Raw genomic sequence first — 26,777 nt, forward strand, 5'->3', positions numbered from 1 at the left:
ATTTTGAGTGGCGTCATCATTGTATCTCCATGGTTCAATCGAATACGAGTTTGTTCGGGTTCGAGGATTCCCGCTCTTCCGCAGCCTGGCTGCCTGTCGGACCGGAGGGATCGGCCCCGGAGCGGTTTGACTCATACGAGCCCCAGATGTCCCAAGAATTTCGTTTGGGCTGCTTTCCATTGGCCTGTTGGCTCTGTTGGAGCAGAGGCGGCACGGCTTTCCGACCGGGTGCCTCAAGGTGTGGCGCATCTTGAGCGGTCGGCTCCAGGGTTGGCTCGGGGTGACTCGAGATGTCCTTTGCGGCTGACTCGACCTTGCGTACATAACCGTTGGTGAAGCCACGCGTGACGTCGCCCGTGTTGTAGGCCGAGATGGCACGGCGAAGCGCCAGTTGCTGCGCCGGAGCAGTCGTGCCGCCGGCATACCGGCTTTCAAGCAAGTGGGCGGCGGCCGATAGCGAGGCGCAGGGCTCGAAAGCCTTTTCCGGCGTGAGATTGAGGAAGGAAAAGTTCTTGCTGTTTATCTGCATCAATCCGACATCGACAGAATGTTGTGCTTCGAGGCGGTTCTTGATGCCCCGCGTCGCTTCCAGGCGGTCTATCCAGCGAAGCTGCTCACCTGTGGTGTTGTCATGAGCCACCAGCGTTTCAAAGCCACTTTCAATTTTGGCAATCGCGGCGAGCGTGGACGGCGCAACCCAGGGAGCGCATTTGCGCGACAGGCGGTGGAATTCACGGGGCGAAAGTGGCGCGGGCTCGGCGGGGAATGACATGGATGTCAACAGGGCGATGGCCAGCGGCCAAGCTGCAATAAACATTCCTATCCCCTACCTTTCCAAGCGTCCGGACCGGTTCTGGCCCTGTCCGGCACGCGCTTATCGGGCAGGTTTGTTACTGCGTGATGTTCAAGTTCAGCTTTTCGGTTTCAACTGAAGCAAAGAGCTTGTTCATGTCCGGGTGCATGGGCACCTTGCGCATGCGCGGGTTGCGCGGGCGCGATCAGCCGGCACATCTCGACCATCGTGGTGGACCATTCCTGCGCGGGATTGCCCGCCCCGGCCGTCCGTTGCTCCTGCAGCGTCAACTGCGACTTGGCATGGGCGGTGATGGAATCTTGTGTCAGCGCCTGGCCGAAGGACAAAATGGGGAGCTTGGCGGGTTCATCTCAGGCTGCGGAAGCTTGGGTCGATCGAACGCGAGAACCGACTAGGGCGCCGAGCTGCCCAATGTTGCGGCATGCTGCCGTTGTTGCAAGAGACAGCCATGCGCCCTGCATACTCAGGCATTGGTTGAAACCGCGAGTTCGTCCGCGAAGCTCGTCGGAGGCGCAAAATACGCGGGGACGAGGGTCAACTGGGAAGACGTGGCGGCGCAGCCGGCCTGGTGCGAGACCTGGTTCAGCTGTTCGGCCGCGCCGCGAACTGGTGGGTCACGCACAGTCCCATCGGCAGAAACCGCAGGCGGATTGACGCAGTCCGACAGCGCTCTCGACAAGTACAGTGACAGGCTCAAAAGGAAGGTATTGCATCAACTGAGAAATGTTAGCTCGCAAGGTAACCGTAACCGTAACCGGACCTGCCGATCGCCGGGAACAGGATTGGCGCCGCCGGCCACCTCCCAATGACCTGCCTTGGGCAGGAGACATACCGGTGGCACAAGGCCACTATAGCGAATCACGGCCGTTCTTCGGCCAACCGCCTCTGCGATCAGTCAACCGCCGCGGTGCTCCACCGCGTCGGAGCCGCACGCACGAGCGGGAGGATTTCGAGGTGATCCAGGTCCGCAAGCGCCAGAAACGCGAAGAAGATGCAAGGACATGGCAAGCGACCGGGCGTCCGTGCCGTCGTAATCAAGTGGTGTTGGCAGGCCTACACCAACGGCGGAGCTCGCGAATAAGCGAAGGACCACTCGGCAGGGTCATACCGGCGCTTGCAGCTGTGTGGTGGCCACCGGCTGCCTGGATGCGGTCAATTCGCTGTGGATGAAAAGACCAGGCCGAGCAACGGCCTCACATTGGCCGCACGCACCGGCGAGTGGTAGCAAGGGGCAGCTGTCCTGCGTCGGTGCCCCAAGGGTTGCTCGGCAACAGCTTTAGACAAGGGGATTCAAGATTGAAGGTGAGCCGTTGAAACATGTTCTTGTCATTGACGATGATGCCGCAATGCGACGCCTCATCTCCCAGTATCTCATGATGCATGCCTTGAAGGTGACCGCAGTCAACGATAGCAAGCAGTTTAACTACGTTCTATCGCATGAGCCAGTCGATCTCGTGGTTGTTGACCTCAACCTCGGCCGGGAGGATGGGCTTGCCATCGTCCGCAACCTCGCGACGAAATCGGATTTACCCATCATAGTGATCAGCGGCGACCGGCTTGATGAGGCGGAAAAAGTCGTTGCGCTGGAGCTCGGCGCAACCGATTTCATTCCCAAGCCTTTCGGGCTGCGCGAGTTCTTGGCCCGCATTCGAGTAGGGCTACGCCAGCGCATTTCCAGTCCGCGAACGAAAGATCATCGCTCATTTCGGTTCGGAGCCTGGAAGCTCAGCGTCAAGCAGCGGCGACTGATCTGTGCGGAGCGTGGCGAAGTCAAGCTTACCGCATGTGAGTTCAACCTGCTGATCGCGTTCCTGGAGAACCCCCGCAATGTCCTATCCAGAGAACGGCTTTTGCTCGCGAGCCGTGTGCGTGGAGAAGAGGTCTACGATCGAAGTATCGATGTCCTAATCTTGCGCTTGCGCCGAAAGCTGGAGGCTGATGCGGCCAATCCAAGGCTAGTCAAGACATGCCGTGGTGCAGGGTATTTCTTCAACGCTGACGTAGACGTTAGCTACGGAGGCACCTTGGCCGCGTGACAGGAGCTATTCTGGAGATTGGCTGATGAAGCGTGGCGGTGTTTTCTGGCGGCCCTTAGCTCGGCGCCTGGATGTCTGACCCAAGGCAGCATCTCGTCGATCTGGCTGGGATGGCTGTTGACGATCCTGGTGGTGAGGACGTCGGCGAGATAACCGAGTGACTCGACACCATCGAGCCTGCAGCTTTCGATCAACGACGCAATGACCGCCCAGTGTTCGGCACCGCCGTTCGAGCCGGCGAAGAGCGCGTTCTTGCGGACGGATTGAGCGCTCGACGGTGTTGTTGTCGATCTCGGTGCGACCGTCGTCAACGAAGCGCGAGAGGCCTTCGCAGCGTGAGAGCGTGTAGCGGATTGCCTTGGCGACCTTGGTCTTCTGACCGATCAGGCCGAGCTTTCACGCAGCCAAGGTTCAAGATGGCGACAATAGCGCGGCTATTTTCCCGACGCGTCGCACGGCGTTCATCGGCCGGTCGGCCGCGGATATCGTCCTCGATCTTATTGAGGTGGGCGATCGTCTCAGCGCCTCGCTGGCGATCGGCGAGTTCCAGGCCTACATCGCCTTCCAACAGTGCCAGTCTGATCAATTGCGGCGAGAGCTACCGGTCCGGAGATCGCATCAGCCTCTCCGTCGCCAAAAGAGCTGTTCTGCTTAGCCGTCGAGCTCAACGCCCAGCGTCGGAGCGCTCTCTGCTCCTGAAGGAAGCCAGGAGGTCCGCTCGGGCTTGATCGGAGGCTTGGCCGATGGACGTTGTGTTTGCGTCGCTCGGCTGCCGCCCGATGGCGAGGCTTTGCGAATTGTCAGTCCTCTGCCTTTTCGCCGGTCTCAACGGCGCTGTGTAACGTTCAGTGTTGATGATGACGCCCCCGCTGTTCACGCGGTTGCTCCTGTGCAGTGTACTCGTCAGCTTGTCCTCGGCCTCGCGCGTCTGGCCCAAGTGCCGTTCCAACGGCGCTGGCGCGACCTGTCTGGCTTGCTGCTCTTGCAACGCGGCGTGTTGCACCTGCGACCCGGCTGCTGCCAAAGCTTCGGCGGGGCTTGCGGCAAGCTCGTGCGGCAAGCGGCCCTCTCTCAGTCGGTTTTGCAGCGCCTGCCGATCGGCGACGAGGTAGTTGAGGTGCAGCGGCAGCTGCTGGTCTGGCCGCTCTTCGTTCGCCAATCGACGAACCAGCTCGCGCGTGCCGTCCACCACGAAGACGCCGCAGTCAACAGCGTTTTTCTGCTGCGCCATGTCGGGTGTTACCAGGGTCGCGTCCAGTCTTGTAGCGAGCTTTCGTGCAGGCGCGTCGTTGTATCGCTGTTCATTTTGCTGGATGGAGTCGTAGTGATAGGCGACCGCTCTTTCCGGATCGCGGCGATCTACGAGGAGCAGCGACCAATGGGTGCCGTGGTCAATACCCACCCCATCGTTCACTGGCACGAACAGGAAGTCGGATGGGCCGGCGTTTCGATTATAAATCGACTGCAATGTGCCTCGCGCGTCTTGCTGCTCCATGTGGCGCAGCAGATGGGAGACCGACGGATCGACCAGCCGCGTCCGGGCGGCGAGCGCTGGATCGGCCTGCTGCAGCTGCTGCTCGAGGAATTCGTAATCCCTCTGGATATGTTCGTCGCCCAGCAGTTGGGTGGCCCCGAGCACCGCCCCCCGGGGGAGATTGGACGAGCCTGACGGAAGGGCTTCGATGTGTGCATCGGAGGAGGTGGTCAGATCGACCAACGGAACCCCGAGATGGGTGTCTGAGAGCCTGGCGGTCGCTGGCAAGGCGGGTCCCGGAGCCCTTGCCGGTACTGCTGCCGCTCCAGCTTCCCTTATCGCTCCGCGATGGAGGAGCCAAACGTCGTTGCCCCCCTCCGGCCTCCGGGCGGTGTAGCCGTGACCATTAATATCGAAGTGCCATTCCGGCTTTTCCGCATCTGGCAAGAGGCCATGGCGGTCCAAGAAAGAGAGCATTGCGTCTGGGACGCGTTGAGTCCCATGGGAGAAGTCTTTGGGGACGGCGAACGAAACGTTTATGGAGTCCTCGATCGCAGCCGGGGGCGCCTCGGACCTTGCTGAGGGCGCGGCTCCCGCATGCAGGCTTCCAATGTGTTCGGACCCTGTCCCTTGAACCGGTACCCCTTGCAATGGCAATTCACCCAACTGCCGCATGGGGGGCTGCATCGGCACGCGGCCGCCTTCGCTCGGCGGCTGCTGAATGGCGATGCTTTGCGGATTATCAGTCCCCTGCCTCTCCGCCGGCCGCAACGGCGCCGTCGAATGTTCATTGTTGATGATGAACCGCTCGGGTGGCAGGAGGTTGCCCTGGTCAAGCGCATCCGGCCAGGGCCGGATCTGCTGTTGGCTGGCAGCCAAGACTGGCGGGGCGGCGGCCTCAACTCCGGCGTGCCCAGAGCCGGCCGCTGCCAAAGCGTCCGCCACGATCCTGTCTGACGCAGGCTTCGCATCGCGAACCCGTTCAAGCGCCAAGCGGAGAAAATCGTTGCCTGGAAACAACGCCTCGGCGAATTTGATCCGTGAATCATGATCCAGCCCAGAGATCGTCTGGCCCCGCCTCTCAAGCGCCTCAGAAAATCTGCGAAGACTACGACCATAGGCAACACGGGTGCTTGGGGCCAAGCTGCTGTCACTGGTCACTTGTTCTAAGACATGCGCATCTGCCTTTGAAGGCACCGCCACTGGCCACCGGCCAGTCGCTGAATAGCCCGGCTCATGATACGCACGCAGGACGTTCAACGCCGGCCTTATATCCTTTATGTCAGTGTTTTTTGGAAAGAAGGTATCGAGGTGATCGACCAGGGATTGGTGATTTTTTAGATCAGTCGCTTGGCCACGAGCGCCGAGATCATTCGCCAATCGGCGAAGCGCATACGAGTATATTCGGAGCGTCGGCGCGCTATGGTGTTGCTGAGCCTCAGCATGGGCGATCGCCTTATCAATCACGTCCCGGTGTTCGTCGGACAAGTGGGGATAGCGGTTAGCCGGGGCACCAACAGACGCTGAATAGCCCGGCTCATGATACGCACGCAGGACGTGCAACGCGCTCTTCATATCATCGCTTTTCGGAAAGAAAGCATCGAGGTGATCGACCAGGGATTGGTGATTTTTTAGATCGGTCGCTTGGCCACGAGCGCCGAGATCATTTGCCAACCGGCGAAGTGCATACCTGTATTTTAGGACCGTGCTCTCGCTATATTTTTGCTGAGCCGCAGCGTGGGCGATCGCCTTATCGATAAGGTCCCGGTGTTCGTCGGACAAATGGGGATAGCCGGTGGCACGGGCGCCACTCGCGACAGGTTCGGCTCGGCGCGGCTCGGCCACATGCTGCTCAAAACCCGCTTGCCGCGCTTGGCCAGCATCCGGCAAGGGGCCAGGGCGGTTCAAGGAAGAGAGCATCGCGTCTGGGACGCGTTGGGTCCCATGGGAGAAGCCTTGGGGGACGGCGAATGAGACGTTTATGGAGTTCTCGATGGCAGCGGGGGGTGCCTCAGCCCTTGCGGAGGGCGCGGCCTCCGCATGCAGCCTTCCGATGTGTTCGGACCCTGTCCCTTGAACCGGTACCCCTTGCAATGGCAATTCACCCAATTGCCGCATGGGGGGCTGCATCGGCACGCGGCCGCCTGAATTGCCGATTTCGCGCGGCTGCTGCTGAATGGCGGCGGCTTGCGGCGTATTCAGGGCCCTCTGCCTCTTCGCTGGCCGGAACAGCGCTGTGGAATGTTCGTTGTTGATGATGTCCCCCTGGGGTGGCAGGTGGTTGCCCTGGTCAAGCGCATCCGGCGAGGGCCGGATCTGCTGTTGGCTGGCAGCCAAGACTGGCGGAGCGGCGGCCTGAACTCCGGCGTGCCCAGATGTTGCGAAAGCGTCCGACACGCTTCTATTGGGGTCCTCCGGTCCAGCACGCATCCCTGGGTTGCTGAGCGAAGACGAGGCGGCTTGATCATCCTGCCGCTGCTGAAGCACTTCGCGGAACTCCTGTTCCAGTCGCAGAAGCTCCTCTGGATTGGTTGGCGGCTTGTGAGCTCGATTATCGAACAGCGGCCGCAAGGCCTCGGGAATCTCCGCATTGTGAACCCGCTGCAGCGCCAAGCGGAGTTTCTTGTTGCCTGGAAACAACGCCTCGGCGAGTTCGGTCCGCGAATTGTGATCCAGCCCAGAGATCGTCTGGCCCCGACTCTCAAGCTGCTCAGAAAATCTGCGAAGAAGACGACCATAGACGACACGGGTGCTTAAGGCCAACTCGCTGTCACTGCTTAATTTTTCCAAGATACGCGCATCTGGCTTTGAAGGCACCGCCGCTGGCCACCAGCCAGTCGCTGCATAGCCCGGATCATGATACGCACGTAGGACGTTCAACGCCGTTTTAATGCTCTGGTCATTCGGAAAGAAAGTATCGAGGTGATCGACCAGGGATTGGTGATTTTTTAGATCAGTCGCTTGGCCACGAGCGCCGAGATCATTCGCCAATCGGCGAAGCGCATTCGAGTATATTCGCAGCGTGTCCGCGCTCTGGTTTTGCTGAGCCGCAGCGCGGTCGATCGCCTTATCAATAACATCCCGGTGTTCGGCGGACAGATGGGGATAGCTGGCAGCAGGGCCGCCAGCAGTCGCTGAATAGCCCGGCTCATGATACGCACGCAGGGCCTTCAACGCGCTCTTCATATCAACGTCTTTCGGAAAGAAGGCACCGACGTGATCGACCAGGGATTTGTGATTTCTTAGATCGGTCGCTTGGCCACGAGCGCTGAGATCATTCGCCAACCGGCGAAGTGCAAACGTGTATTTTCGGGCCGTGGTCTCGCCATATTTTTCCTGGGAGTGGGCGATCGCTCTATCAATAAGGTCCCGGTGTTCGTCGGACAGATGGTGATAGCGGGAAGCACGGGCGCCACTCGCAAAAGGGTCGGCTCGGCGCGGCTCGGCCACGTGCTGCTCAAAGCCCGCTTGCCGCGCTTGGCTAGCATCCGGCAAGGGGCCAGGGCGGTCCAAGAAAGAGAGCATTGCGTCTGGGACGCGTTGAGTCCCATGGGAGAAGTCTTTGGGGACGGCGAACGAAACGTTTATGGAGTCCTCGATCGCAGCCGGGGGCGCCTCGGACCTTGCTGAGGGCGCGGCTCCCGCATGCAGCCTTCCGATGTGTTCGGACCCTGTCCCTTGAACCGGTACCCCTTGCAATGGCAATTCACCCAATTGCTGCATGGGGGGCTGCATCGGCATGCGGCCGCCTGAATTGCCGATTTCGCTCGGCTGCTGCTGAATGGCGACGGCTTGCGGCCTATCCACGGCCCTCTGCCTCTCCGCTGGCCGCAACAGCGGTGTGGAATGTTCATTGTTGATGATGCCCCCCTGGGGTGGCAGGTGGTTGCCCTGGTCGAGCGCATCCGGCGAGGGCCGGATCTGCTGTTGGCTGGCAGCCAAGACTGGCGGGGCGGCGGCCTGAACTCCGGCGTGCCCAGATGTTGCGAAAGCCTCCGACACGCTTCTATTGGGGTCCTCCGGTCCAGCACGCATCCCTGGGTTGCTGAGCGAAGACGAGGCGGCTTGATCATCCTGCCGCTGCTGAAGCACTTCGCGGAACCCCTGTTCCAGTCGCAGAAGCTCCTCTGCATTGGTTGGCGGCTGGTGAGCTCGATCATCGAACAGCGGCCGGAGCGCCTCGGGAACCTCAGCGCTGAAAGAAGGCGAGGCGGCTTGCTCATCCTGCCATTGCTGAAGCACTTCGCGGAGCCCCTGGTCCAGTCGCTGAAGCTCCTCTGGATTTGTTGGCGACTCGTCAGCTTGATCGAACAGCCTCCGGGCCTCGGCAAGGTGCTGCTCAACGCCCACTTGCCTGGCCTGGACCGCTTGATCCTCTTCCAAGCCGGCGTCCTGCACCTGCGGCAAAGCTGTTACACGGGATGGATTACTATTTCGCGGGTCCACACTAGCCTCACATCAAACTGTATCGTCAAAAATCCTGCGCCAATTCACGCAGCGGGTCATCGAGTTGAGATTCTGCCGAGAGCCCCTCGTCCGCTATCGTCTAGGGTACCGGCTCCGGGAGGGCGCCTGTCTGGCTTTCGAAGATGCGTTTAAGGATGCGGTCCGAAAAATATCGCACCTTCCTCAATTGCAATGGTGGCAGGCCTTTGATGAGAACAATCTCGTAGTCTTCATCGAGCAGCCGAACCTGTTCGGGACGCAGCAGCGGTGCACCTTGATGCGAATTCTGAATGTTCCAATCGAACGTTCGCGCCTGGCTGGCAAGGCCGTGAACGGGATTCGAGGAGAAACCGTCACTTACCATGGCCGAGACCTCAACGGCCGGAGCGATCTCTGCTTCTGGAGGCAGCCATTAGATCCTCGCGGGCGTGATTATAGGGGTGACTTAGGGACTGCCCGATTTCACCACCCCGCCGCAGCTGTTGACGGGAGGTTTGCGGGCCTACTGTATCACGGACTGAAGCCGCAATACCTGCTATGTGGTCGTCCAAATTCGCATTCCGTTCCTCTACTGCATGCTGCGGCGGAGGCATGTGCGGCAAGATATCTTGCATGCCGGGAACTGCGTGAGCTTGGGCCTGTTGATTTGCGTCGAACTGGTGATACACCGCCAATTCCGGCGGCTCGACAGGTGGCCGGGGCAGCGAGTCCAGTTGGTTGGCGGCCACCAGAACTGATTCCACTGCGTCTTGGTGCGTGCGCGAGGAAGGATCCATTCCGTAGGCTCCCTGAATCATCAGTGATGCGATTTCCTTTTGTTGGTCTTCAGGAATACGGGACAATGCGTTGCGTACACTATCAGCGAACTCGGGTGAGATCACTTGTACTTCTGCATATTTTTTCCACGATACCGGTGCGTTTTGCTTCTGGCGCAAATCGTTGGCAGTCTGTTCATTTGTGTCCGGATGCACGAACGGAATCAACCCCTCAACACGGTTTTTCAGGAATTCGGCGGTGCTTTTGTCCATCGACCAATGACCTTCCTTGACCGGCACTCCGCTCCATGCGCTGTCTTTCAACCGAACAGCGGGACCGTTGGCCCAGGCATCCATAACCACGGTCGACCTCGGGTCGCGGCTTCCGCGCCGCAGTTCGTTCCAAATGTGACCCGTCTTGACTGGGATCTCATCACTTTCGTCGGTTATCTCTTTCATTGACACGGAAGCACTAGAGGTCGTACTCCGCTCGTCGGCCGCCATGTGTGGGGCGTGGACGATAGCGGAAAGGGGAGCGGTCTGATTGCAGCACGCCGCTCCCATGACTACGGCCACTGCAACCTTAATGTTGTCGTCTGCTCCCATCATTGCAACCGACGATCCGATGCTGTTGTGGCCGTGAGAGGGAATGTCGTCCACCTTAACGTTTCCCCGGCCATGCTTGAGCAGCAGGCGAACGTCGTGAACTGTTTGCCCCGCTGTCGCGAGTCTTATCGGGCTGGTGACGTCGTCACCGACGACACACGCTCCCATATGATAGGCGGCCTGCTGGATCTGATGTGGCTCCAGAGGCGCATCTCCGCCCCGTCGCAACCTGTCGGCAGGCGTGCCCACGGAGACCCTCAGCGCTGCCGTGGATTCTCGCGGCGACTCTTCCGTGTCATATGTGGCATGTCGAGTCGATCCGGAGGATTTGGAGATGCAAATTCCCATAGCCGTTCACCTGTAGTGGAGTTTCTGATCGCCGAGGGACGGATACGCGAGACGGGCGCTTAACCGTCAGTGTCATCTGGATGAGCTTCCATCAAGGGTGCCGGCTCCGGGAGGGCGCCTGTCTGGCTTTCAAAGATGCGTTTAAGGATCCGGTCCGAAAAATATCGCACCTTCCTCAGTTGCAATGGCGGCAGACCTTTGATGAGAACAATCTCGTACTCGTCATTGAGCAGCCGAACCTGTTCGGGACGCAGCAGCGGCGCACCTTGAAACGAATTCTGAATGTTCCGGTCGAACGCTCGCGACTGGCTGTAGGAAATCGATTTGGCTTCAAACGTGTATTCACCGATGGCTTTGGAAATGTAGGTTGGAGTCTCGTCATCGGCCGTGGCCATGAACACTTGCAGTCCGGTATTGCTGAGAAAATTCTGCTTACCAGCCTCTCCATAAGCCCCCGTTAGTGCCGAAAGGCTTTGGATGATGAGCATGAAACGCCCCTTGTAGCCCGCGATAGTCGTAATTGCGGTCTCGATCGCCTCCAGCTTCCCCAAGTGCTTGAACTCATCGAGCAGAAAGAGAACCTCGTGCTTTTCGTCCTGGCGGGGCAGCGACCGCTGTAGAATTGAAACGGTTTGCTGAAAAAATAAGCGTATCAAAGGCGCGATCACCTCAAGGTCGTTCGGACCAACGCAAAGATAGATGCACGTTCTGCGACGGCGAAGATCATAGACCGAAAAGTCCGAGCGACTTGTAGCCGCCTTGACAGCCGGATCCGCCCACAAGTTGAGCCCGCCATCGCCGAGCACGGACGTGTAGGAGGTTAGGATTTTTGTATCGTTCCCCGCCATGTCGTCGAAGATGCGTTGTGCCTCTTTGTTCCGGGTCTCCATGGCGAGCTGCGCGAAGAGCTTAAACTTCTCCCCCGGCTGAGCGAACAGATCATAGACGGCGCCGATTGTTGGCGTGCCCCGCTCGATGCAGGCAAGGATCCCCGCGACAAAGATATCTCGCGCGCCGCTGACGAAACCTTCCGCCCCCTCCCCCTTGGCCGTGATCAGGTTTGCGGCCAAGCGGCGGGCTTCGGTGAATTGCAGCTGCGGAGGCAGCGCTATAAGGTCCAACAGCGGATTGTAGCAGTTGGTGCGCCGCTCCGAATCCAGCGGCGCGAATTTGAACACTTCGTGGCCTGCGGCTTTGCGCGCCCTAGAGGTGAGCTCAAAGAGCTCCCCCTTGACGTCCAGAGCTATCACTGAGCCTTTGAATGTAAGGAGCGTTGGAATGACTATGCCGACGCCCTTGCCAGCGCGGGTCGGCGCAACGATGAGGCTGTGAGGCTGCTCGCCATTGGTCAGGTAATAGCCAGGCCAGAAAGGACCACTCGTCTTCCCGAAGACCGGCCCTGTCACGCCACGGTATCGTCGCAGATATCCCGTGCGTCGCATTTCATCCACTCGAGCCCAACGAGCGGTCCCGTGGTGTTCGAGCTTGCGGCGCAATACGAACTGCTGAATCAGCAAGACAACCGCGGATGTCGAGAGCACGATAGCCGCGCCCTGATAGAAAACGGGGGTTGCGAAACCCAAATAGAAGGGCGTCTCAAACCAAAAGGCACGGACATCAAACGCCATCAGAGCCTCGCCGCTACCCCCGTGGCGGAAGGTTGCGTACAGACTCGCCGCACAGAACCCCAAGGCGAGTGAGCACGCGATGCTAATGGCTATGTTGGGGGACGTCGTTTTTGTAGAAGACATTGTTCCATGGCCGAATTAGCCGTGCTGATGCTGCGCTTGCTTTTGACACCGAACCGAGGTCGCGATGCCGACGCTCGACAGATCGATGCCGCAGCGGGTGGTGCGATGCTTGCATCGCGCCACCCGGCAGACGTGGATTTTGAAAGTTTCACTAAGCAGATACGTCGACGGCCAGGGAATTGGAAACAGCAAGGCCGTGAACGGAATTCGGGAGAGGAAGCGTTACTGCCATGGCCGAGACCTCAACGGCCGGTGCGATCTCTGCTTCTCCTAGCCTCCATTAGATCCTCTCGGGCGTGATTGTAGGAGTGGCTTATGTCCCGGCCGACTTGACCACCCCGCTGCAGCTGTTCGTGGGAGGTTTGAGGGCCAACTGTATCACGGACTGCAGCCCCAATACCTGCTATGTGGGCGTCCAGATCCGCACTGCGTTCCTCTGCTGCATGCCGCGGAGGAGGCATCTGCGGCAAGATGTCTTGCATGCCGGGAATTGAGTGAGCTTGGGCCTGTTGATTTGGATCTAACTGGTGATACATCGCGTACATAGCATTGGATGCTGTCGACCTGACGTGGCCATCCGGATCGGTAGCCAATTCAGCGGCCTGATCAAAAATGCGAGCTTTATTTTCAGCGTTAAACTTGCTGAAGTTTTGCGCAGCGTAAAGCGCTCCGATAGCTTGCGAAGGTGGGTCCATGTTGCCAATGCGATTAACAATACTATCTTGTGTCTCTGGCCGAAGGTAATGAGACACATTACTGACTGCTCTGAATTGCTCCAATGCTACTTCATCCGAGGTGTGTCCCAACCCGGCAGTCAATTTATCCCCCAGATCGACGGCTGATCGTCCAAGCTGATTGGTCCGCGTTTCAAATCTCGCGAGGTCAGTTTCTGGCTCGGTTCGAGTGCCCCGAACGGCTATGCGCTCTCGCCTCCCGAGTTCTTTGAAGGTCCCAAGATTTCGCGCTGTATCGCGCGGGTTAGCGCTTACCAGCCGTTCTGCAACATCGGTCAATGGTCCGTATGGAAGGTCACGGAGGGTACTGCGATTCCCCACGTCTTGGGATGAACTTGCAGCTGCGCGTGCCCGTTTGTTATCGCGATCCATTGCTCGGCCTCCAAAGTGGTTAAGTTACCCAATCAGGGTACCACCGACGCTTGACCTGCTAAACCGATATGAGGTTACAGTTGTAGTCTGGCAGAAGCTTCTCCCAACTCTGGGATACGCCGAGAGCCGTAACCGGGGCAGATTTCCGGGCGGAAGGGGTTTGCGGCGAGAGCGTTCGTGATTCACCGTTTGCGTGACGCATCAGGATCGTCTCGTATAAGAGAGTCCGTCGCGATACGCCCCGCGAATGACGATGGTACCTTCGGCTTGACTTATCCTTCGCGCTCTGCGGGTCCGACGAGAAAATCAGCCTACCTTGCTGAGACTACCTGCGGAGGACTTGCCGCTACGGCGGTCCTGCTCGATCTCGTACTTGATCTTCTGCCCGTCAACGAGGTTTGAAAGTCCAGCCCGTTCTACAGCTGAAATATGGACGAAAACGTCCTGACCGCCGTCATCGGGCTGGATGAAGCCAAAACCTTTGGTGCTGTAACCACTTCACTGTTCCGGTCGCCATATCTGTGTATTCCTTTGTGGCCAGTGCGAACCAGACGGGCCGTGAAGCCGATCCTGTTCATATTTCGTAGAGTTAAACCCAGCAAAAACCAGAATTACCCACCTCGGGGTTGCGGCGCGAAAAGCCATTGCTCTGTTTGGGAACGCACCGAACAGGTGCCGGTGAGCTTGAGCGCAACGCGCTGCAAGACGCTCGAGTGCCGAGGAATCTCTCCGACAAGGATACGTCTGAGCCGCCCAGTATGCCGGCTCGGCAACCACCCGAATGGATCGAAGCCGATCTGCAAAACGGATGGTGAGAGCGTTGGCTCGTTTCCAACCCATCCTGTCTCACCAGCGCGGACGCCTGGACGGATGTCAACGCCGGAAAAAGAACCGCATCGATTGGTCCCGCTTGCGGCCAGCTCCAGTCGGCCGCTCGATCGCAAGCGTGGTTCGAGGAGGAAGCTCTCCCAGGTGCAATGCGAGGAGACGCTGGTCCAACTCCTTGTCGGCTGCCGTAAGGCGGTGGTTCAGGCGAAGGTAGTCCATCCAGGTCGGGGTGCGGAAGGTTTCTGTCCAACGCGAAGGCTGCTGGAGGTCGCGCTGGAGATTCCAGTGTCGCGCACCAACGCCGCTTTGTACTCGCCGCCGTTCCCGCATCTGCTCCAGGAACGCTTCGACATTTGCTTCGGGTATTGAATATTCGATCTTGGCGACGATCGGCCCGCTTCGGGGCTTCAAATCCAGGGCAACCTGAGGCGTTTCGAAGCCAAGAGGAGCCTGATCGGAATCTTTCCATTGACGGATGGGCAGCAGGAAGCCGGTGCCAGCGACCAGCAGCAGCGCGCCACCTGAAAGCTCCAGAGCCGAGCTCAGCGAATAGCTCTCGGCCACCGTACCCCACAGCCAGCTGCCAGCCGCGATGCCGCCGGATGAAAGGGCATAATAGATCGAGAGCGTGCGACCAACGACCCACCTTGGACTCGCCAACTGGACGCTTACGTCCAGCCCGGTCCAGGTCACGACCCAGCCCGCGCCGCCGAGCGCCAGCGCGATAGCCGCCACCGCCACCGAGGGGGTGAAAGCAAGCGATAGACAACAAGCCGCACAGGCGATGCACGACAGTGTCGTCAAACGTTCCTGGGACAGCCTCCGTCTCAGAATGTTGTTGCAGATGCCGGCGAACAAGGCGCCGGTCCCGAAGCCGGCCATCAGGATGCCGTAAACGACTGGCCCTCCCCCCAGCTGATCGCGGGCGACGAGAGGCAAGAGCGCTAGTATAGAGATGCTCGTCAGCCCAAAGAGGGCACCGCGGGCAATTGCTGCCTTGATTTCGGATGACAGGGCAGTGAAGCGCGCTCCGTCATGGATCGCCGTGGTCAATGGTTCACTCGGCAGCGGTGACGAGCGAACATGCCATTTGCAGCGCCCTATGGTCCACAGCAGCATCAGATATGTAAGTGTCGCCACTGCGAAAGCCGTCAAAGGGCCAAAGGAAGCAACGACGACGCCACCGAGAGCGGGGCCGATGCTTCGGACGGCGTTATATCCGACCGAGATAAGCGTGACGGCGGCCGGAACATCGCGCTTTCGCAGGATATCGCCAACCGACGCGTGCCAGGCGGGGTCGGTGAAAGCGGCGCCTACTCCGGCCAAACAGCTGAATGCAAGAACCATCCATGGATTGAAAATTCCGAGACCTGCAAGAACAGTCAGCATCGTCGAGGACAATGCTATCACGCACCAGCCAGCGAACATGAGATTGCGGCGGCTGTAATTGTCCGCTAGGGCGCCGGCGATAATTGACAGGAGGAATGTGGGCAAGGTTGTCGAAGCCTGCACCAAGGCGACCATCACATCCGATGTCGAAATGGTCGCCATCAGCCAACTGATGGCAACCATTTGAATCAGCCACCCTAGACTGGATACCTGTGTGGCAATCCAGATCGGACGGAAAGTTGAATTCTCGAGCGGCGCGAACGTTGCCGATGACACCGGATTAACTTCTTCACGCGCCACCCCGCTCATTGGGCCGAGCCTCCCTTCGCTGCCAGTTGTATGAGATTTCTCCCCGCCCACGTGCCCATGGAGGAATGGCAGGATCAGGGCATTTTATCTGCGCAACGCAAGTTATTTTTGCCTGGCCGATGCTGTGGCAGAACCGAATGCTTCCGGTGGAGCTATCGTTCCGCTATGCGGGACGAGACCGGTTCGATCCTGTCGTTGTCGATCCCCGACCACGTTACAAGAATCGTCAGTTTGACGTTCCTTAGCGTCTCCAACCAAGCCACGTCCTGGGCATCGACTTCCCTTCTGGTGATCACGAGCTCCCGCGCATTGAACCGCCTCGCCAAGGTGGATCAGTAGTCTATCTTTGGCGTAGGTATTCAGCAGCCTGCTAGGCGCCCGCCGCCACGTGCGGGCGACGCCGGCATCAACCGGCGGGCAGATGCGCCGAGGGCAACAACCGCGCCTGACGCAACGCCGCCAGATCAGCCGAGCCGGTGCAGAAGCAGGCAACGGCCAACTGGCGGATGACGATCTCGAAATGCGCGACAACCGCCTCGGTGGACACCGTCGCCGCGCGCAGCACGCCGGCCGCCTGCCCGGCGATGTCCGCGCCCAGGCGGATGGCCTTGGCCACGTCGACGCCGTCGCGGATCCCGCCCGACGCGATCAGCTTCACAGTTGGCAGCGCCCGACGTACCGCCTGCACGCTGGCCGGGGTCGGAATCCCCCAGTCGGCGAACGCCATCGCCACTGCACGGTCGGCGGCATCGCGGGCGCGCTCGCCCTCCACCGCGGCCCAACTGGTGCCGCCGGCGCCGGCGACATCGATGACCGCCACGCCCGCCTTGACGAGCGCGCAGGCCACCGAGGCGGACAGGCCCGACCCCACTTCCTTGGCCACAATCGGCACGTCCACGCTGCGCGCGGCGCGAGCGATCTGCGCCAGGACGCCGCGCCAGTCGCGGTCGCCCTCCGGCTGTACCGCTTCCTGCAGCGCATTGAGATGGACGATGAGTCCATCGGCCTCCAGCGCATCCACCGCCCGGCGCGCCAGGTCCAGGCCGTCGGCCTCGCGCAGTTGCGCGGCGCCGATATTAGCCAGCAAGGGAATGTCTGGGGCCATGCGGCGCAGCGCGCGCGTCAGCCCCTGGGAGTTGCGGGATTGCAGGCTCACGCGCTGCGAACCGACGCACATGGCGATCCCCAAGGCTTGTGCTGCCTCGCTCAGATGCCGGTTGATGGCCTCGGCGCGTGGCACGCCGCCGGTCATGGAGCTGATCAGCAGCGGCGCGCGCATGGTCTTGCCCAGCAGCGAGGCGCGCAGGTCGATCTGCGTCAGGTCCAACTCGGGCAATGCGCAGTGTTCGAAACGGATGTACTCCCAGCCGGCGGCGACCGTGGCCGGCGCCGTTCGCCGATCCAGCACGATGTCCAGATGGTCGTCCTTGCGCCGGCTCGGGATGTTGTCGCTATCGCTCATGCTCGCTCCATCCGTCGCATCGGGGGACGGCGTTGCATCGGATCGGACCGACGGCAGCGCACGCACGCAGCCGCATCCCGCCGTTCAGGCGGGCGCACGCTGGCCTCCCCCCGCAGCGTCGCTGCGGTAGCGGCTGGTCGAGGTCTGGTAGTACTGCGCGCGGATGGCCGCCATGGCCTCGATCAACGCTCCCCACGGCGCGGGAAAGCGTTCTTCCGCCATCACCCGGTGCAGCATTCGCGTATGGCCGGCCAACTCGTCGTTGAGGAACTCCACCACAGGCATAGCCGGATAGCGCTGCCGCAGCAGGATCGCCGCGTTGTCGGCCTCGCCCGCCGACCTGTCCTTGTCGCGTCCATGCAGATCGTTCTGCAGGCGCCCTATCGCGGAGATGAGCCGCAGGACCTGGCGAAACGCCGGACGCGCGCGCAAGGTCGCCATGTCCAGCCCCCACAGCAACGACAGGCAACAGAACACGTTCGTGTAGGCGATCGAATCGATGCCGTTGTGCAGGTACTCGGCGTAAGACCAGCGTTCCGCCCCTACCGCCTGCGCGTGTCCGGCGCGCAGCGCCGCGCAGTAGCACCGGGTGTCGTCGAGCAGCCGAGCATAGTCGCGACGATCGTAGGCGAGCGCGGCCAGCGAAGCGCGCAGCACAGCGCAGCCCTCGAATCCGGGAAGCGCGCACGGCACGCCCTGCCCCAGCGCCTGCTCCACCGCAGCGAGTTCCTCCGGCGCGATCAGGCCAAGATCGTTGCAATCGTCGAGCCAGAACAGCAGCGCCAGTTCGCGATAGAACGCCACGATCAGCGTTTCGTCCTGCGGATCGCGGCCAGTGCGGGCGCTGGTGTCGTGCAGGCTCGGGTGGATGCGCTGCAGGATGTACTGGCCGCCCCTGACCGCTTCCACGGCATGCTCGTCGGCGAACCCTGTCAGGGAACGCCCCCACTCCAGCACCTGCTGCAGCGCGCTTTCGGTCTGGATCATAGCGCCGCTCCTGCTCCCTCGGCCAGGACGCGCCGCCCCCAACGAAGCGCCAGCCACAACCCGGCGAGTTCGGCCACGCGCACGACCCGGGTGGGGCAATACAGTTCCTTGCCGATCCACAGCGGCGTCTGCGGCAATGCATGCGCCACATGGCGAGCGAGCATCCACTCCAGCGCACGCGCCACCGCCTGCGCGATGCGCCGGCGCCCTGTCGGCTCTTCGCTCCCGTCCATGACGTGCAACGCGAACAGCGCATAGGCGGTTTCTTCAAATGAGGACGCGCGACCGGCGCCCCAGCCGCCGTCATCGCGCTGCGCCTGCAGCAGCGCCGCCAGCGCGCGCTCGTCGCGCCACTGGGGCTTGCCTTGCGCCAGCGCAGCGACCGCATGCGCGGTGGGATACAGCCACGAAACGTGCCATTTTTCGTTGTCCCATAGACCGTGCGGGTTGCGATTGGCCTCGACGTAGTAGCTGGTGCCGGCGGCGGGCTTTCCCAACAGTCGCAACGCATGCAGGGCATGGATGTTAGTCGACACCGAGGCATTGCGCTCGCCGGGGAAGGTGACGAATAGCTCGCCGATTTCGAAATCGCGCAACGCATCGACCGGCGGGTCGCGACCTGCAAGGTGCAGGACGCACAACGCAACGGAGGTGTCGTCGGCATCGGCTGCGAAGTGCAAGGCCGGGCCCAGACCGCGCACGCCCATGCGGGCGTCGAGCTGCGCGACGATCACGCGCACGGCATCGGCGAACGCGGGATGCGCGAACAGCCCGGCCAGATGCAGGGTGTACAGCGACCAGCATGGCTCGAATATATTGATCGGCCAGACGTTGGGAACGACACCTTCGATGCCGCTGCGCGTCGCCCGCGATGCCGCCTGCAGATACGCGTCGGTGCGCCCGACCTGCGGCGTGCTCCCATGTGTTACGGCTTGCGCACGCCACGCGGCGGTGGCCGCCGGACTGATGCCAATGCTGCCGTCGTCGTCCGGGCATGCGGTGGTCGGCGACGTTCCCCAGGCTTCCCAGGAGTGCAGCAACGGATGGCCGCTCGGCAACGTCGCCACCGCCCCCAACTTGACAAGGCACGCCTGCCGCAACGGCAACAGCGCCGGGTGGCGCGGAAACCCCACGCCGCCCAGCAAGGATGCGGCCTCGCCGCACAACTGCGGCAGGATCAGCTCCGCGCCGATCGGCGCGTCTTCCGGCACCGAATGCGCGTAGGGATCGGGCTGGCGCTCGAGGAACCGGGTTGCAGCCTGGACTGCGTCGGCAGCGCCGGGAAGAGGATCGGCACGCTGCAATGTCAGCAACGCCGCCCAGGTGGGCGCATGGCGGAACAGCGGGAAGTCCGCGCTTCCCCATCCGCCATCGGCCTGTTGTTGCGCGATGAGCCACGCGTATGCGTCCTGCCGACCGGCGACGTTGCCGTGGAACTGCAGAGCTCGCGCCGTGTCGTAGACGGACGGACCGACGCTGCCGCCGTCGCTCATCTCGATCAGCAGGTGGCGCAATTCGGAAAGGATCTGTTGGGACAGCGCGTTCACGCGGTATGTTCCTTCTGCAGACAGTTGACGGGAACCAGGATCGGGCAGACGCCGCGCACGTCGCCGCAGGCCCGTCGCGGCCCGGCGCACGGGCAGCGCCGGACGGCGCCCTGCTCCGGCGCGGCGACGCGCCCCATGCTGGGGCCGGTCCACCGCATAGGCTTGGGCGCAGCGCGCCGCGTGCGCCGCGGCTGTGCTGGGCAACCGCTGCGATCGCCGCCGCCGACTTGGACACAGTGCAGCATGCACCGCTCACGCCGGCCGATCGATCGCAGCGGCACAGGGGCGACTCCATGCGGACGGGCGCGCTCATGCGCATGGCGCGTGCTTGAACAGATACGCGTTGGCCCGCTGCAGCATCTGCGCCAACCGTTCCGCACGCGTTCCCAGCGGGGCGATGGCCTCCCCGGCGTCGCGCAACAGATCCAGCGCCAACTGGCGCGCTGCCTGCAGCCCCATGATCGACGCACAGGTCGGCTTCTGCGCCGCCGCGTCCTTGCCGGGGGTCTTGCCCAACGTCGCGGTATCCGCTGTCGCGTCGAGAATGTCGTCGACCACCTGCAACGCCAGGCCGAAACAGGCGGAGTAGCGATCGAGCGCACAGTACAGCGCAGCGTGGGCGGCATCCTCCGCGATGGCGCATAGCGCGCCCATGCGAACGGACGCGCGCACTAGTGCTCCGCTCTTCATCCGGTGCATCGCCACGATCCTGTCCAGCTCGACGTGCTTTCCGACCAGCGACAGATCCATGGCCTGCCCGCCTGCGGCACCCTCGGCGGACACCGCCTGCGCCAGTTCGCGCACGAGCGCGATACGGTTGTCGCCCGGCGCATCCAGGCTCGCCAGGGTCAGGAAGGCGTGCGCCTGCAGCGCATCGCCGACCAGGATCGCAGTGGCTTCGCCGAACTTGACGTGCACGGTCGGAAGGCCGCGGCGAAGCACGTCATCGTCCATTGCGGGCAGGTCGTCGTGGACCAGGGTACAGGCGTGCATCATCTCGATGGCGGCGCCGACATCGTCGAGCATGTGCGCCGGCGTGTCGGCCAGTGCGCCGGTAGCCAGACAGAGCAAGGCGCGGGTGCGCTTTCCGCCATGCAAGGTGGCGTAGCGCATCGCCGCCATCAGCTCGGTCTCACCGTCGTCTTCGGCGCAGAGAAGACGCGCCAGCGCCTGTTCGACCCGCCTTGCGCCGTCCTGCATCCAGATCTCCGGCGGCAGCCTGCCGGATGCGCCGCGCGCCTGCGCGTCGTCGTGTAGCGTAGAAGCGGTCTGCATGTCGTTCATGTCCTTGTACCTGGCACGGCCACGGCGAGCGTCCGAGCCGCCGCGGTGTTGGCGGCGTCGCACCGAGCGCGCGCGCCGAGTGCAGCATTGCCGCGCGTCGCCGGCGCAGTTGCCTCGCCACACGGGGCATGCGATGCCAGCTCATGAGAATCCGATGCGGATTTTCATGGACGGATGTGCTGTCGGGAAATAGCGCCGACCTTTTTCGACGGCGCTCAGCAACCGCGGCCGCACCCCGGCCTTGTGCATGGTCAGTGCCAAGGCGATGCAGAACTGCACCATTTCCAGCCATACCAGGTGGTAACCGATGCAGACGTGTGGGCCGGTACCGAACTGCAGCATGTCCACCGGCCGGATCGGCTCCGTGCGTTGCAGCCACCGTGCCAGGCGGAACTGATCAGGCGCCTCGTGCAGCAGCGCAGAGGTCGACAAATGCAGCAGCGGGATGCACAGATGGGTGCCCGCAGGAATGCGCCGTTGGCCGAGTTGCAATTCCTGCAGCGCGCGACGCGGCAGGAGCGTGGTCGCCGGATGCACGCGCAGCGTCTCGCGGAACAGCGCCTCGGCGACCGGACACTGCGCCAGGTCCGCGTGCCGGGTCGGCACCGCGCCCACGCGTTGCGCCTCCTCGACCAGGGCGTCCCACAGCCCAGGCTGCCGCGCCAGCTCGATCACCATCCAGGCCATCGTCGAGGCGGTGGTGTCGTGGCCGGCAAGCAGCAGCAAGCGGATATTGGCGACCAGGACGTCGTCGGAGAGCGCATCGTCGCCGCGATCGAAGGCGCTCACCATGTCATTGATCAACCCAGTGCGCGCGGCATGCGCGCGCGCGTCGCGGACGAACTGGCGCAACTGCGCGTCGATCCAGTCGCGGGCGGCGCGGCCGCGCCGCAAGGGGAGTCCGGGCAGGTCGACCGGGGGCGCGACGATCAACTGCAGCAGTTGCCGGTATTTGCGATGCCATCCCGGCAAATCCTGCGCTGGGATTCCCATGAGGCTGAAGATGAGCTTGAGCATCAGGTCGCCGGTCTCGCGCAGGATGGTCACGTCGCCGCGGTCGCGCCACGCCTGCACCCGCGCCTGGATGACGGGCGCGAACAGGTTGCCGATGCCGGCCTGGGTCAGCCCCTTGGGCAGGAAGGCCGCCTTGATCGCGTCGCGCGCCTGCCGGTGCGCGCCGCCGTCCTGGGCGACCAACGTTCCGCCAAGCAATTCGGGCGCGATCTCTTCGATCAGAGCCGAGGACACGTCCTTGTGCCGGAGCAGTGCGAACGCATCTGGATCCACGCAGGTCATCAGGTGTCCGGCAGGGCCGAAATCCAGCCAGAAGTGGCTGCCCAGCGTCCGTTCCGCGCGCCGCAGCAGGCGCGGCAGGTCGCAGACGATGGCGGGAAGATGCCCGACCAGGGGGAAAGCGCCGGGCACGACCGGGATGTCGTCCCGCAGCCGGTGCCGACGGTCCAGCGGGTTGAGCAGCATGTCCATCAGCAGCGCGGCGCCGCGGCCGCTTCGGCGGTGTCGCCGGCAGGCCGCGCGGCGCGGCTGTTGCCACCGTCGGCGTACGTCGGCACATGCGCCAGCATGCCGCCGTCGATGCACAGGACCTGGCCGGTGATGAACGCAGCATCGTCGGAGAGCAGGAACGCCACCAGCGCGGCCACGTCCTCGGGGCGGCCGACGCGCTGCAGGAGCTGGTGCCGGCTCAGATGCCGTTGCATGCACTCGTCCAGCTTGGCGAGGAGACGCTCGGTCATGATGAGACCCGGCGCAACCGCGTTGCAGCGGATCTGCGCATGACCGTACTGGGTCGCGAGCGAGGTCGATAGCATGTTCATCGCCGCCTTCGACGCGGCGTAGGACGTCTGCGCGGTGTCACCGCTGAGCCCTTGGCACGACGACATGTTGACGATCGCGCCACCGCCGCGGGCGATCATTCGTGGGATGGCCTCCCGGCAGCAGAGCAGCGTGCCGCGCAGATTGGTCGCCATGGTCTGATCCCAGACCGCCAGGTCCAGGTCGAGGATCGGGCGGTCGCGCGGTGTCAGATGCATGGCGCTCGCGTTGTTCACCAGCAGGTCGACCCCACCGAAGTGCCGCTCCGCCGTCTCGAACAGCGCTGCCACCGCCTGCGCATCGGCGATGTCCATGGCCAGGGCCAGCGCGTGGCCCGCTTCGGCCGCGATCTGCGCGGTGCAGGCGACGGCCGCCGAGCCATCAATGTCGGCCACCACCACTCTGCCGCCCTCGCGCGCGATAGCGAGGGCGCATGCCTTGCCGATGCCGGCGCCGGCGCCGGTCACCACGGCCACCTTGCCTTCAAACCGTCCTCCTGGGTTGCGTTGGTCTTTCGCGGCATGCCGCTCAGCCTGCGCCGGAGAAGGCGCAGGGTCGGCGCTGGCGCGCTCGTCATCGCCAGCCTCGCTTTCGATGACCCGAATAGCGGCGACCGGGCACTGGCTGGCCGCGAGCCGCACGGCGGCGTGCAGCGCCTGCGAGACCGTCGCCACGCACACTTCCGCCACGCCGTCCGGTTCGCGCTGGCGAAAGGTGCCCGGCAGCGTCAGCACGCACTGCCCGGTGGTTCCGCACAGATCCTGATCGATCACGACGCGCATCTCAGCCCCCCTGCGCATGCAGCCGCACCGGCAGCGCGCGGAACGTCCTAAGGAACGCGGAGGGTTCCCGGGTCGGCTGCTCGGCCAATGCCAGCGTGGGGAAGCGCGCCTGGATCCGCGGCAGGCTCTCGGCCAACTGCACCCGGGCCAGTTGCGCACCGAGGCAGAAGTGGATGCCGTGGCCGAAGCTCAGCATGATCTTCCCGTCGGTCGACATGCCAGGAGTGGTGCCGTAGAACCGCGCGGGATTGAAGCGGTCGGGGTCGGCGAAGGCGTCCGGGTCGCGATTGCCGGCCGCGATCAGCACGCGCACGTCCGCGTTCTTCGGGATCACCACGCCGCCCAGTTCGATGTCGCGCTGGGCGATACGCGGAATGGAGCTGAACATGGCAGGCGCGTCGCAGCGCAAGACTTCTTCGACGAATGCCTTCACCCCCACGGCGTCTCGCTGCAGCCAGTGCCGCTGTTCGGGATACGCCAGCATCGCCAGGACCGCATGGTCGATGGTTGCAGCAGTGGTGGCGAAGCCGCCCAGCAGCATGCCCCACAGCATGCTGATCAACTCCGCATCCGACAGCGTGTCAGCATCGTCGTCGTGTACGCCGACCACCATCGACACGATGTCGTTGCAGGGATCGGTGCGCTTGCGCTGTATGAGGTCGCTAAAGTAGGCCTGCACCCTGGCGCTGGCCGCGTCCGCCGCGGCGAGCTGGGGATCGCTGGCGTGTGGGCTCAGGCCTTCCAGAATGGCGCCGATGCCGGCGGCAAGCCCGAACATGTCGTCCTGGGGCATGCCGAACAGTTCGGCGAAGACCAGCATGGGCAAGGCCAGCGCGAATTCCCAATGCAGGTCCACCGCCTCCCCGCGCTCCAGCGCGGGCGCCATGCCGTCCAGGCGCGCTGCGACGATGCGCGCGATGCTCGGCCGCAGGTTGTCGATCTGGCGCATGGTGAAATCGCGCGAGATCAGCCGGCGCAGACGCGTATGCGTCGGTGGGTCCTTCATCGCTAGCGTGGACGCCAGCAGATTGAGTGACAGGCTGGTCGCCGCACGCGGGAAATAGCGCGCCAGTTCGCCCGGCGCCGGTCCCCGAAACACATCGCCCGTGGCCTTGAGCGCCCAGTAGATGTCGGCGTGGCGGCTCAACAGAAAAAGGCCCGACGCCGCACGATGCACCGGATCGTGCTCGCGCAACCACCGCATGAACGGATACGGGTCTTGGATACACGCTGGCGACGCAAGTTCGGCGAAGGCGTCCCGGCATGCTGCCGTGGTTTCTTGCACGTCCATCTTGGTTACCTGTTGGCTGGCTGATCTGACCGGCGCGTGCCAGGCGCGTTGGCAAATTGCGGAGTAGATCGCGATTCCGGGCGGCGTCCGCGCATCACCAGAGCACCGGGAACTCCTCGAACCCGCCAGTGATGATCTCCTTGCGCAACTTTAGTTCTTCGGGCGCCACGGCCAGGCGCAGCGCGGGAAAGCGCTGGAAGATCGAACCGACCACCACCTTGAGTTCCAGCCTGGCCAGCGCCATGCCGATGCAGTAGTGCGGCCCGTGCGAAAACGTCAGGTGCGGATTTTCGTCGCGTCCGATGTCGAAGGTTTCCGGGTCGTCGAAATGGCGCGGATCGAACGACGTCGCCGGCAGGCCGACCAGCACCTTGCTCTCCGCGGGAATATGCACGCCCGCGATAGTCACGTCGGTCCTCGGATAGCGCATGATGCCGTCCCAGCCCGCGCCCGGCGGGTACATGCGCAGGATTTCCTCCACCGCCTTGTCCACCAGGGATGGATCGCCGACTAGGCGTTCGCGCTGTTGCGGATGGCGGAACATGGCCAGCAGGCCGAATTCGATCTGCGCGACGGTGCTCTCGTGCCCCGCCACCAGCATCCCCGCCGCCAGGCCGATCGCCTCTTCCTCGGTCGCATTGCCCTGCTCGACCGCCGCGAGCAGATCCGTCAGCAGGTTGTCGCCCGGATCCTGGCGCTTGTCCCACATCTTGCCGCGAATGTAGGCGCGCAGTTCTTCCCAGGCCAGGCGCGACGCGCTGCGCGGGCCGCTTTCATGCTGGTGCGTCATCACCTCGTCGGACAGCCCGGCGAAAAAGGCGTGATCCTCGTAAGGCACGCCCATCAGCGCGCTGATGACCATGGCCGGCAGCGGAAAGGAGAGGTGGCGCTTCAGGTCGGCGGGCTGGGGCTGGGCCGCCAGCGTCTCGAACAGCTGCGCGGCGATCGCCTCGACCTGCTGCGCGAGCAGCTTCACCCTGCGGTTGCTGAAGGCAGGCGCCACGATCGTGCGTAACCGGGCATGCTCGCCCCCCTCATGCGAGACCAGCCACCCCGGCGAACCGAGAATCACCGAATCCGGGGTGAATGCCGCCGGCGGCATTCCCGCCGGCCGGAACGCCGCGTCGGACAGCGCCGCCTTGGCTTCGTCGTAGCCTGTCACCCACCAGCCTTTGTGCCCGGAGGGGAAGCGCACGCGGTGGATCGGACCGTTGGCGCGTAGCGCCAACATCTCGGGCGAGGGCTCGATGTGGTCGACGCGCCACATCGGCAGCGTCGGCAAGGGTTGTTCGGACATGGTGGCACTTCACTCTCTAGCGATGGAAGGGCGGAAGGCGCTGCGGGCAGCGAATGACGATGGCATGTAGACGTCCTCCGCGGCGTAGCCAGACTCGATTATCAAGATCGGCCAACGTGTAACTGCCTAGGCATACGCGCGGCGAGATGCAGAACTTTATCCTGCGCCTTCGAGTTCAGGATAAGACGAGTGTGGTGGGCCTTTTGAGTCGCAGCCGGCCATCAAGATTTCCTGCGCAAGGGTTCGACAAGGCGGCAGCCTGTTTGGGCACGGGGCGGTTTCGGCGAGGCCCCTTGCATAGAATGCTATCTGATGCGGATTTGACATTTTGCTTTTCTTTCTCCGTTTCATCGATCGCGGTGTCATCCACGAAATGAAGGTCGGTCGGCGGCTCCCGGCTCCCAACGAAGGAGTTTCAAAACTCGTGCCAAT

At 62.8% G+C, this 26,777-nt stretch carries 15 protein-coding genes and 4 pseudogenes; 1 reads left to right on the top strand and 18 read right to left on the bottom strand.

Annotated features, from left to right (window positions below; all coding sequences use genetic code 11):
- Window positions 1-34 precede the first annotated feature (34 nt).
- Both SLT36_RS24710 and SLT36_RS24715 read right to left on the bottom strand, forming a co-directional pair.
- Window positions 35-817: a type IV secretion system lytic transglycosylase VirB1 gene (locus SLT36_RS24710; RefSeq protein ID WP_027056324.1), complete on the bottom strand. Its 783-nt coding sequence runs from the start codon at window positions 815-817 to the stop codon at window positions 35-37.
- A gap of 107 nt (window positions 818-924) precedes the next feature.
- Window positions 925-1,140, bottom strand: coding sequence for a hypothetical protein (locus SLT36_RS24715; protein ID WP_133117143.1), 216 nt, complete (start codon window positions 1,138-1,140; stop codon window positions 925-927).
- Between the two features lie 984 nt (window positions 1,141-2,124).
- Here SLT36_RS24715 and SLT36_RS24720 point away from each other — a divergent pair.
- On the top strand, window positions 2,125-2,850 hold the full coding sequence (locus SLT36_RS24720) for a response regulator (RefSeq protein ID WP_027033428.1): 726 nt from the start codon (window positions 2,125-2,127) through the stop codon (window positions 2,848-2,850).
- On the opposite strand, the pseudogene SLT36_RS24725 reads toward SLT36_RS24720, so the two are convergent.
- From SLT36_RS24725 to SLT36_RS24800, 16 genes and pseudogenes are all read right to left on the bottom strand, one after another.
- A pseudogene (locus SLT36_RS24725) lies at window positions 2,826-3,393 on the bottom strand (IS66 family transposase); the annotation flags it as partial. The gene SLT36_RS24720 and the pseudogene SLT36_RS24725 sit on opposite strands and share 25 nt — an antisense overlap.
- A gap of 121 nt (window positions 3,394-3,514) precedes the next feature.
- Window positions 3,515-8,731 (bottom strand): Ulp1 family isopeptidase, encoded by a 5,217-nt coding sequence (locus SLT36_RS24730; RefSeq protein WP_432284816.1) that lies wholly within the window; start codon window positions 8,729-8,731, stop codon window positions 3,515-3,517.
- A gap of 139 nt (window positions 8,732-8,870) precedes the next feature.
- Window positions 8,871-9,089: pseudogene (locus SLT36_RS24735) on the bottom strand (type IV secretory system conjugative DNA transfer family protein); the annotation flags it as partial.
- Window positions 9,090-9,144: 55 nt separating this feature from the next.
- On the bottom strand, window positions 9,145-10,185 hold the full coding sequence (locus SLT36_RS24740; protein WP_246135852.1) for a type III secretion protein: 1,041 nt from the start codon (window positions 10,183-10,185) through the stop codon (window positions 9,145-9,147).
- 353 nt (window positions 10,186-10,538) lie between these two features.
- A complete protein-coding gene (virD4, locus tag SLT36_RS24745) occupies window positions 10,539-12,230 on the bottom strand; it encodes a type IV secretion system ATPase VirD4 (RefSeq protein ID WP_027056329.1) in 1,692 nt (563 codons plus the stop codon).
- A 1,412-nt stretch (window positions 12,231-13,642) separates the two neighbouring features.
- Window positions 13,643-13,853 (bottom strand): annotated as a pseudogene (locus SLT36_RS24750) (cold-shock protein).
- Between the two features lie 356 nt (window positions 13,854-14,209).
- Window positions 14,210-15,862 (bottom strand): MFS transporter, encoded by a 1,653-nt coding sequence (locus SLT36_RS24755; RefSeq protein ID WP_027033423.1) that lies wholly within the window; start codon window positions 15,860-15,862, stop codon window positions 14,210-14,212.
- A 406-nt stretch (window positions 15,863-16,268) separates the two neighbouring features.
- Window positions 16,269-17,324 carry a type 2 isopentenyl-diphosphate Delta-isomerase gene (gene fni / locus SLT36_RS24760; protein WP_006329110.1) on the bottom strand — a complete coding sequence of 352 codons (1,056 nt, stop codon included), beginning with the start codon at window positions 17,322-17,324 and terminating at the stop codon, window positions 16,269-16,271.
- An 84-nt stretch (window positions 17,325-17,408) separates the two neighbouring features.
- A complete protein-coding gene (locus tag SLT36_RS24765) occupies window positions 17,409-18,311 on the bottom strand; it encodes a terpene synthase family protein (RefSeq protein WP_143976588.1) in 903 nt (300 codons plus the stop codon).
- Window positions 18,308-19,858, bottom strand: coding sequence for a hypothetical protein (locus tag SLT36_RS24770; protein ID WP_143976592.1), 1,551 nt, complete (start codon window positions 19,856-19,858; stop codon window positions 18,308-18,310). Before SLT36_RS24770 ends, SLT36_RS24765 begins: the two co-directional genes overlap by 4 nt.
- Before the next feature lie 309 nt (window positions 19,859-20,167).
- Window positions 20,168-21,133, bottom strand: coding sequence for a polyprenyl synthetase family protein (locus tag SLT36_RS24775; protein ID WP_097572437.1), 966 nt, complete (start codon window positions 21,131-21,133; stop codon window positions 20,168-20,170).
- A 150-nt stretch (window positions 21,134-21,283) separates the two neighbouring features.
- Window positions 21,284-22,627, bottom strand: a complete 1,344-nt coding sequence (locus SLT36_RS24780) for a cytochrome P450 (RefSeq protein ID WP_143976589.1) — start codon at window positions 22,625-22,627, stop codon at window positions 21,284-21,286.
- Complete coding sequence (locus SLT36_RS24785; RefSeq protein WP_342780254.1) at window positions 22,627-23,451, bottom strand: SDR family oxidoreductase; 825 nt, start codon at window positions 23,449-23,451, stop codon at window positions 22,627-22,629. The genes SLT36_RS24780 and SLT36_RS24785 overlap by 1 nt, the downstream gene beginning before the upstream one ends.
- An 18-nt stretch (window positions 23,452-23,469) precedes the next feature.
- Window positions 23,470-23,757, bottom strand: a pseudogene (locus SLT36_RS24790) (ferredoxin); the annotation flags it as partial.
- A gap of 1 nt (window position 23,758) precedes the next feature.
- Entirely contained in the window at window positions 23,759-25,048 is a 1,290-nt protein-coding gene (locus SLT36_RS24795) for a cytochrome P450 (protein ID WP_432284817.1), read from the bottom strand.
- A 94-nt stretch (window positions 25,049-25,142) separates the two neighbouring features.
- The gene (locus SLT36_RS24800; RefSeq protein WP_432284818.1) at window positions 25,143-26,345 is read right to left on the bottom strand and encodes a cytochrome P450; all 1,203 of its coding nucleotides are present in this window, start codon (window positions 26,343-26,345) and stop codon (window positions 25,143-25,145) included.
- Between the last annotated feature and the right edge of the window lie 432 nt (window positions 26,346-26,777).

Source organism: Aminobacter sp. BA135 (genome assembly GCF_050859125.1).
Classification (GTDB): domain Bacteria; phylum Pseudomonadota; class Alphaproteobacteria; order Rhizobiales; family Rhizobiaceae; genus Aminobacter; species Aminobacter ciceronei.

Coding starts and splice junctions, on each gene's coding strand:
- SLT36_RS24710 (WP_027056324.1), bottom strand. CDS start 817: ATGTTTATTGCAGCTTGGCCGCTGGCCATCGCCCTGTTGACATCCATG.
- SLT36_RS24775 (WP_097572437.1), bottom strand. CDS start 21,133: ATGCAGACCGCTTCTACGCTACACGACGACGCGCAGGCGCGCGGCGCA.
- SLT36_RS24800 (WP_432284818.1), bottom strand. CDS start 26,345: ATGTCCGAACAACCCTTGCCGACGCTGCCGATGTGGCGCGTCGACCAC.
- SLT36_RS24795 (WP_432284817.1), bottom strand. CDS start 25,048: ATGGACGTGCAAGAAACCACGGCAGCATGCCGGGACGCCTTCGCCGAA.
- fni (WP_006329110.1), bottom strand. CDS start 17,324: ATGAGCGATAGCGACAACATCCCGAGCCGGCGCAAGGACGACCATCTG.
- SLT36_RS24765 (WP_143976588.1), bottom strand. CDS start 18,311: ATGATCCAGACCGAAAGCGCGCTGCAGCAGGTGCTGGAGTGGGGGCGT.
- virD4 (WP_027056329.1), bottom strand. CDS start 12,230: ATGTCTTCTACAAAAACGACGTCCCCCAACATAGCCATTAGCATCGCG.
- SLT36_RS24755 (WP_027033423.1), bottom strand. CDS start 15,862: ATGAGCGGGGTGGCGCGTGAAGAAGTTAATCCGGTGTCATCGGCAACG.
- SLT36_RS24780 (WP_143976589.1), bottom strand. CDS start 22,627: ATGGACATGCTGCTCAACCCGCTGGACCGTCGGCACCGGCTGCGGGAC.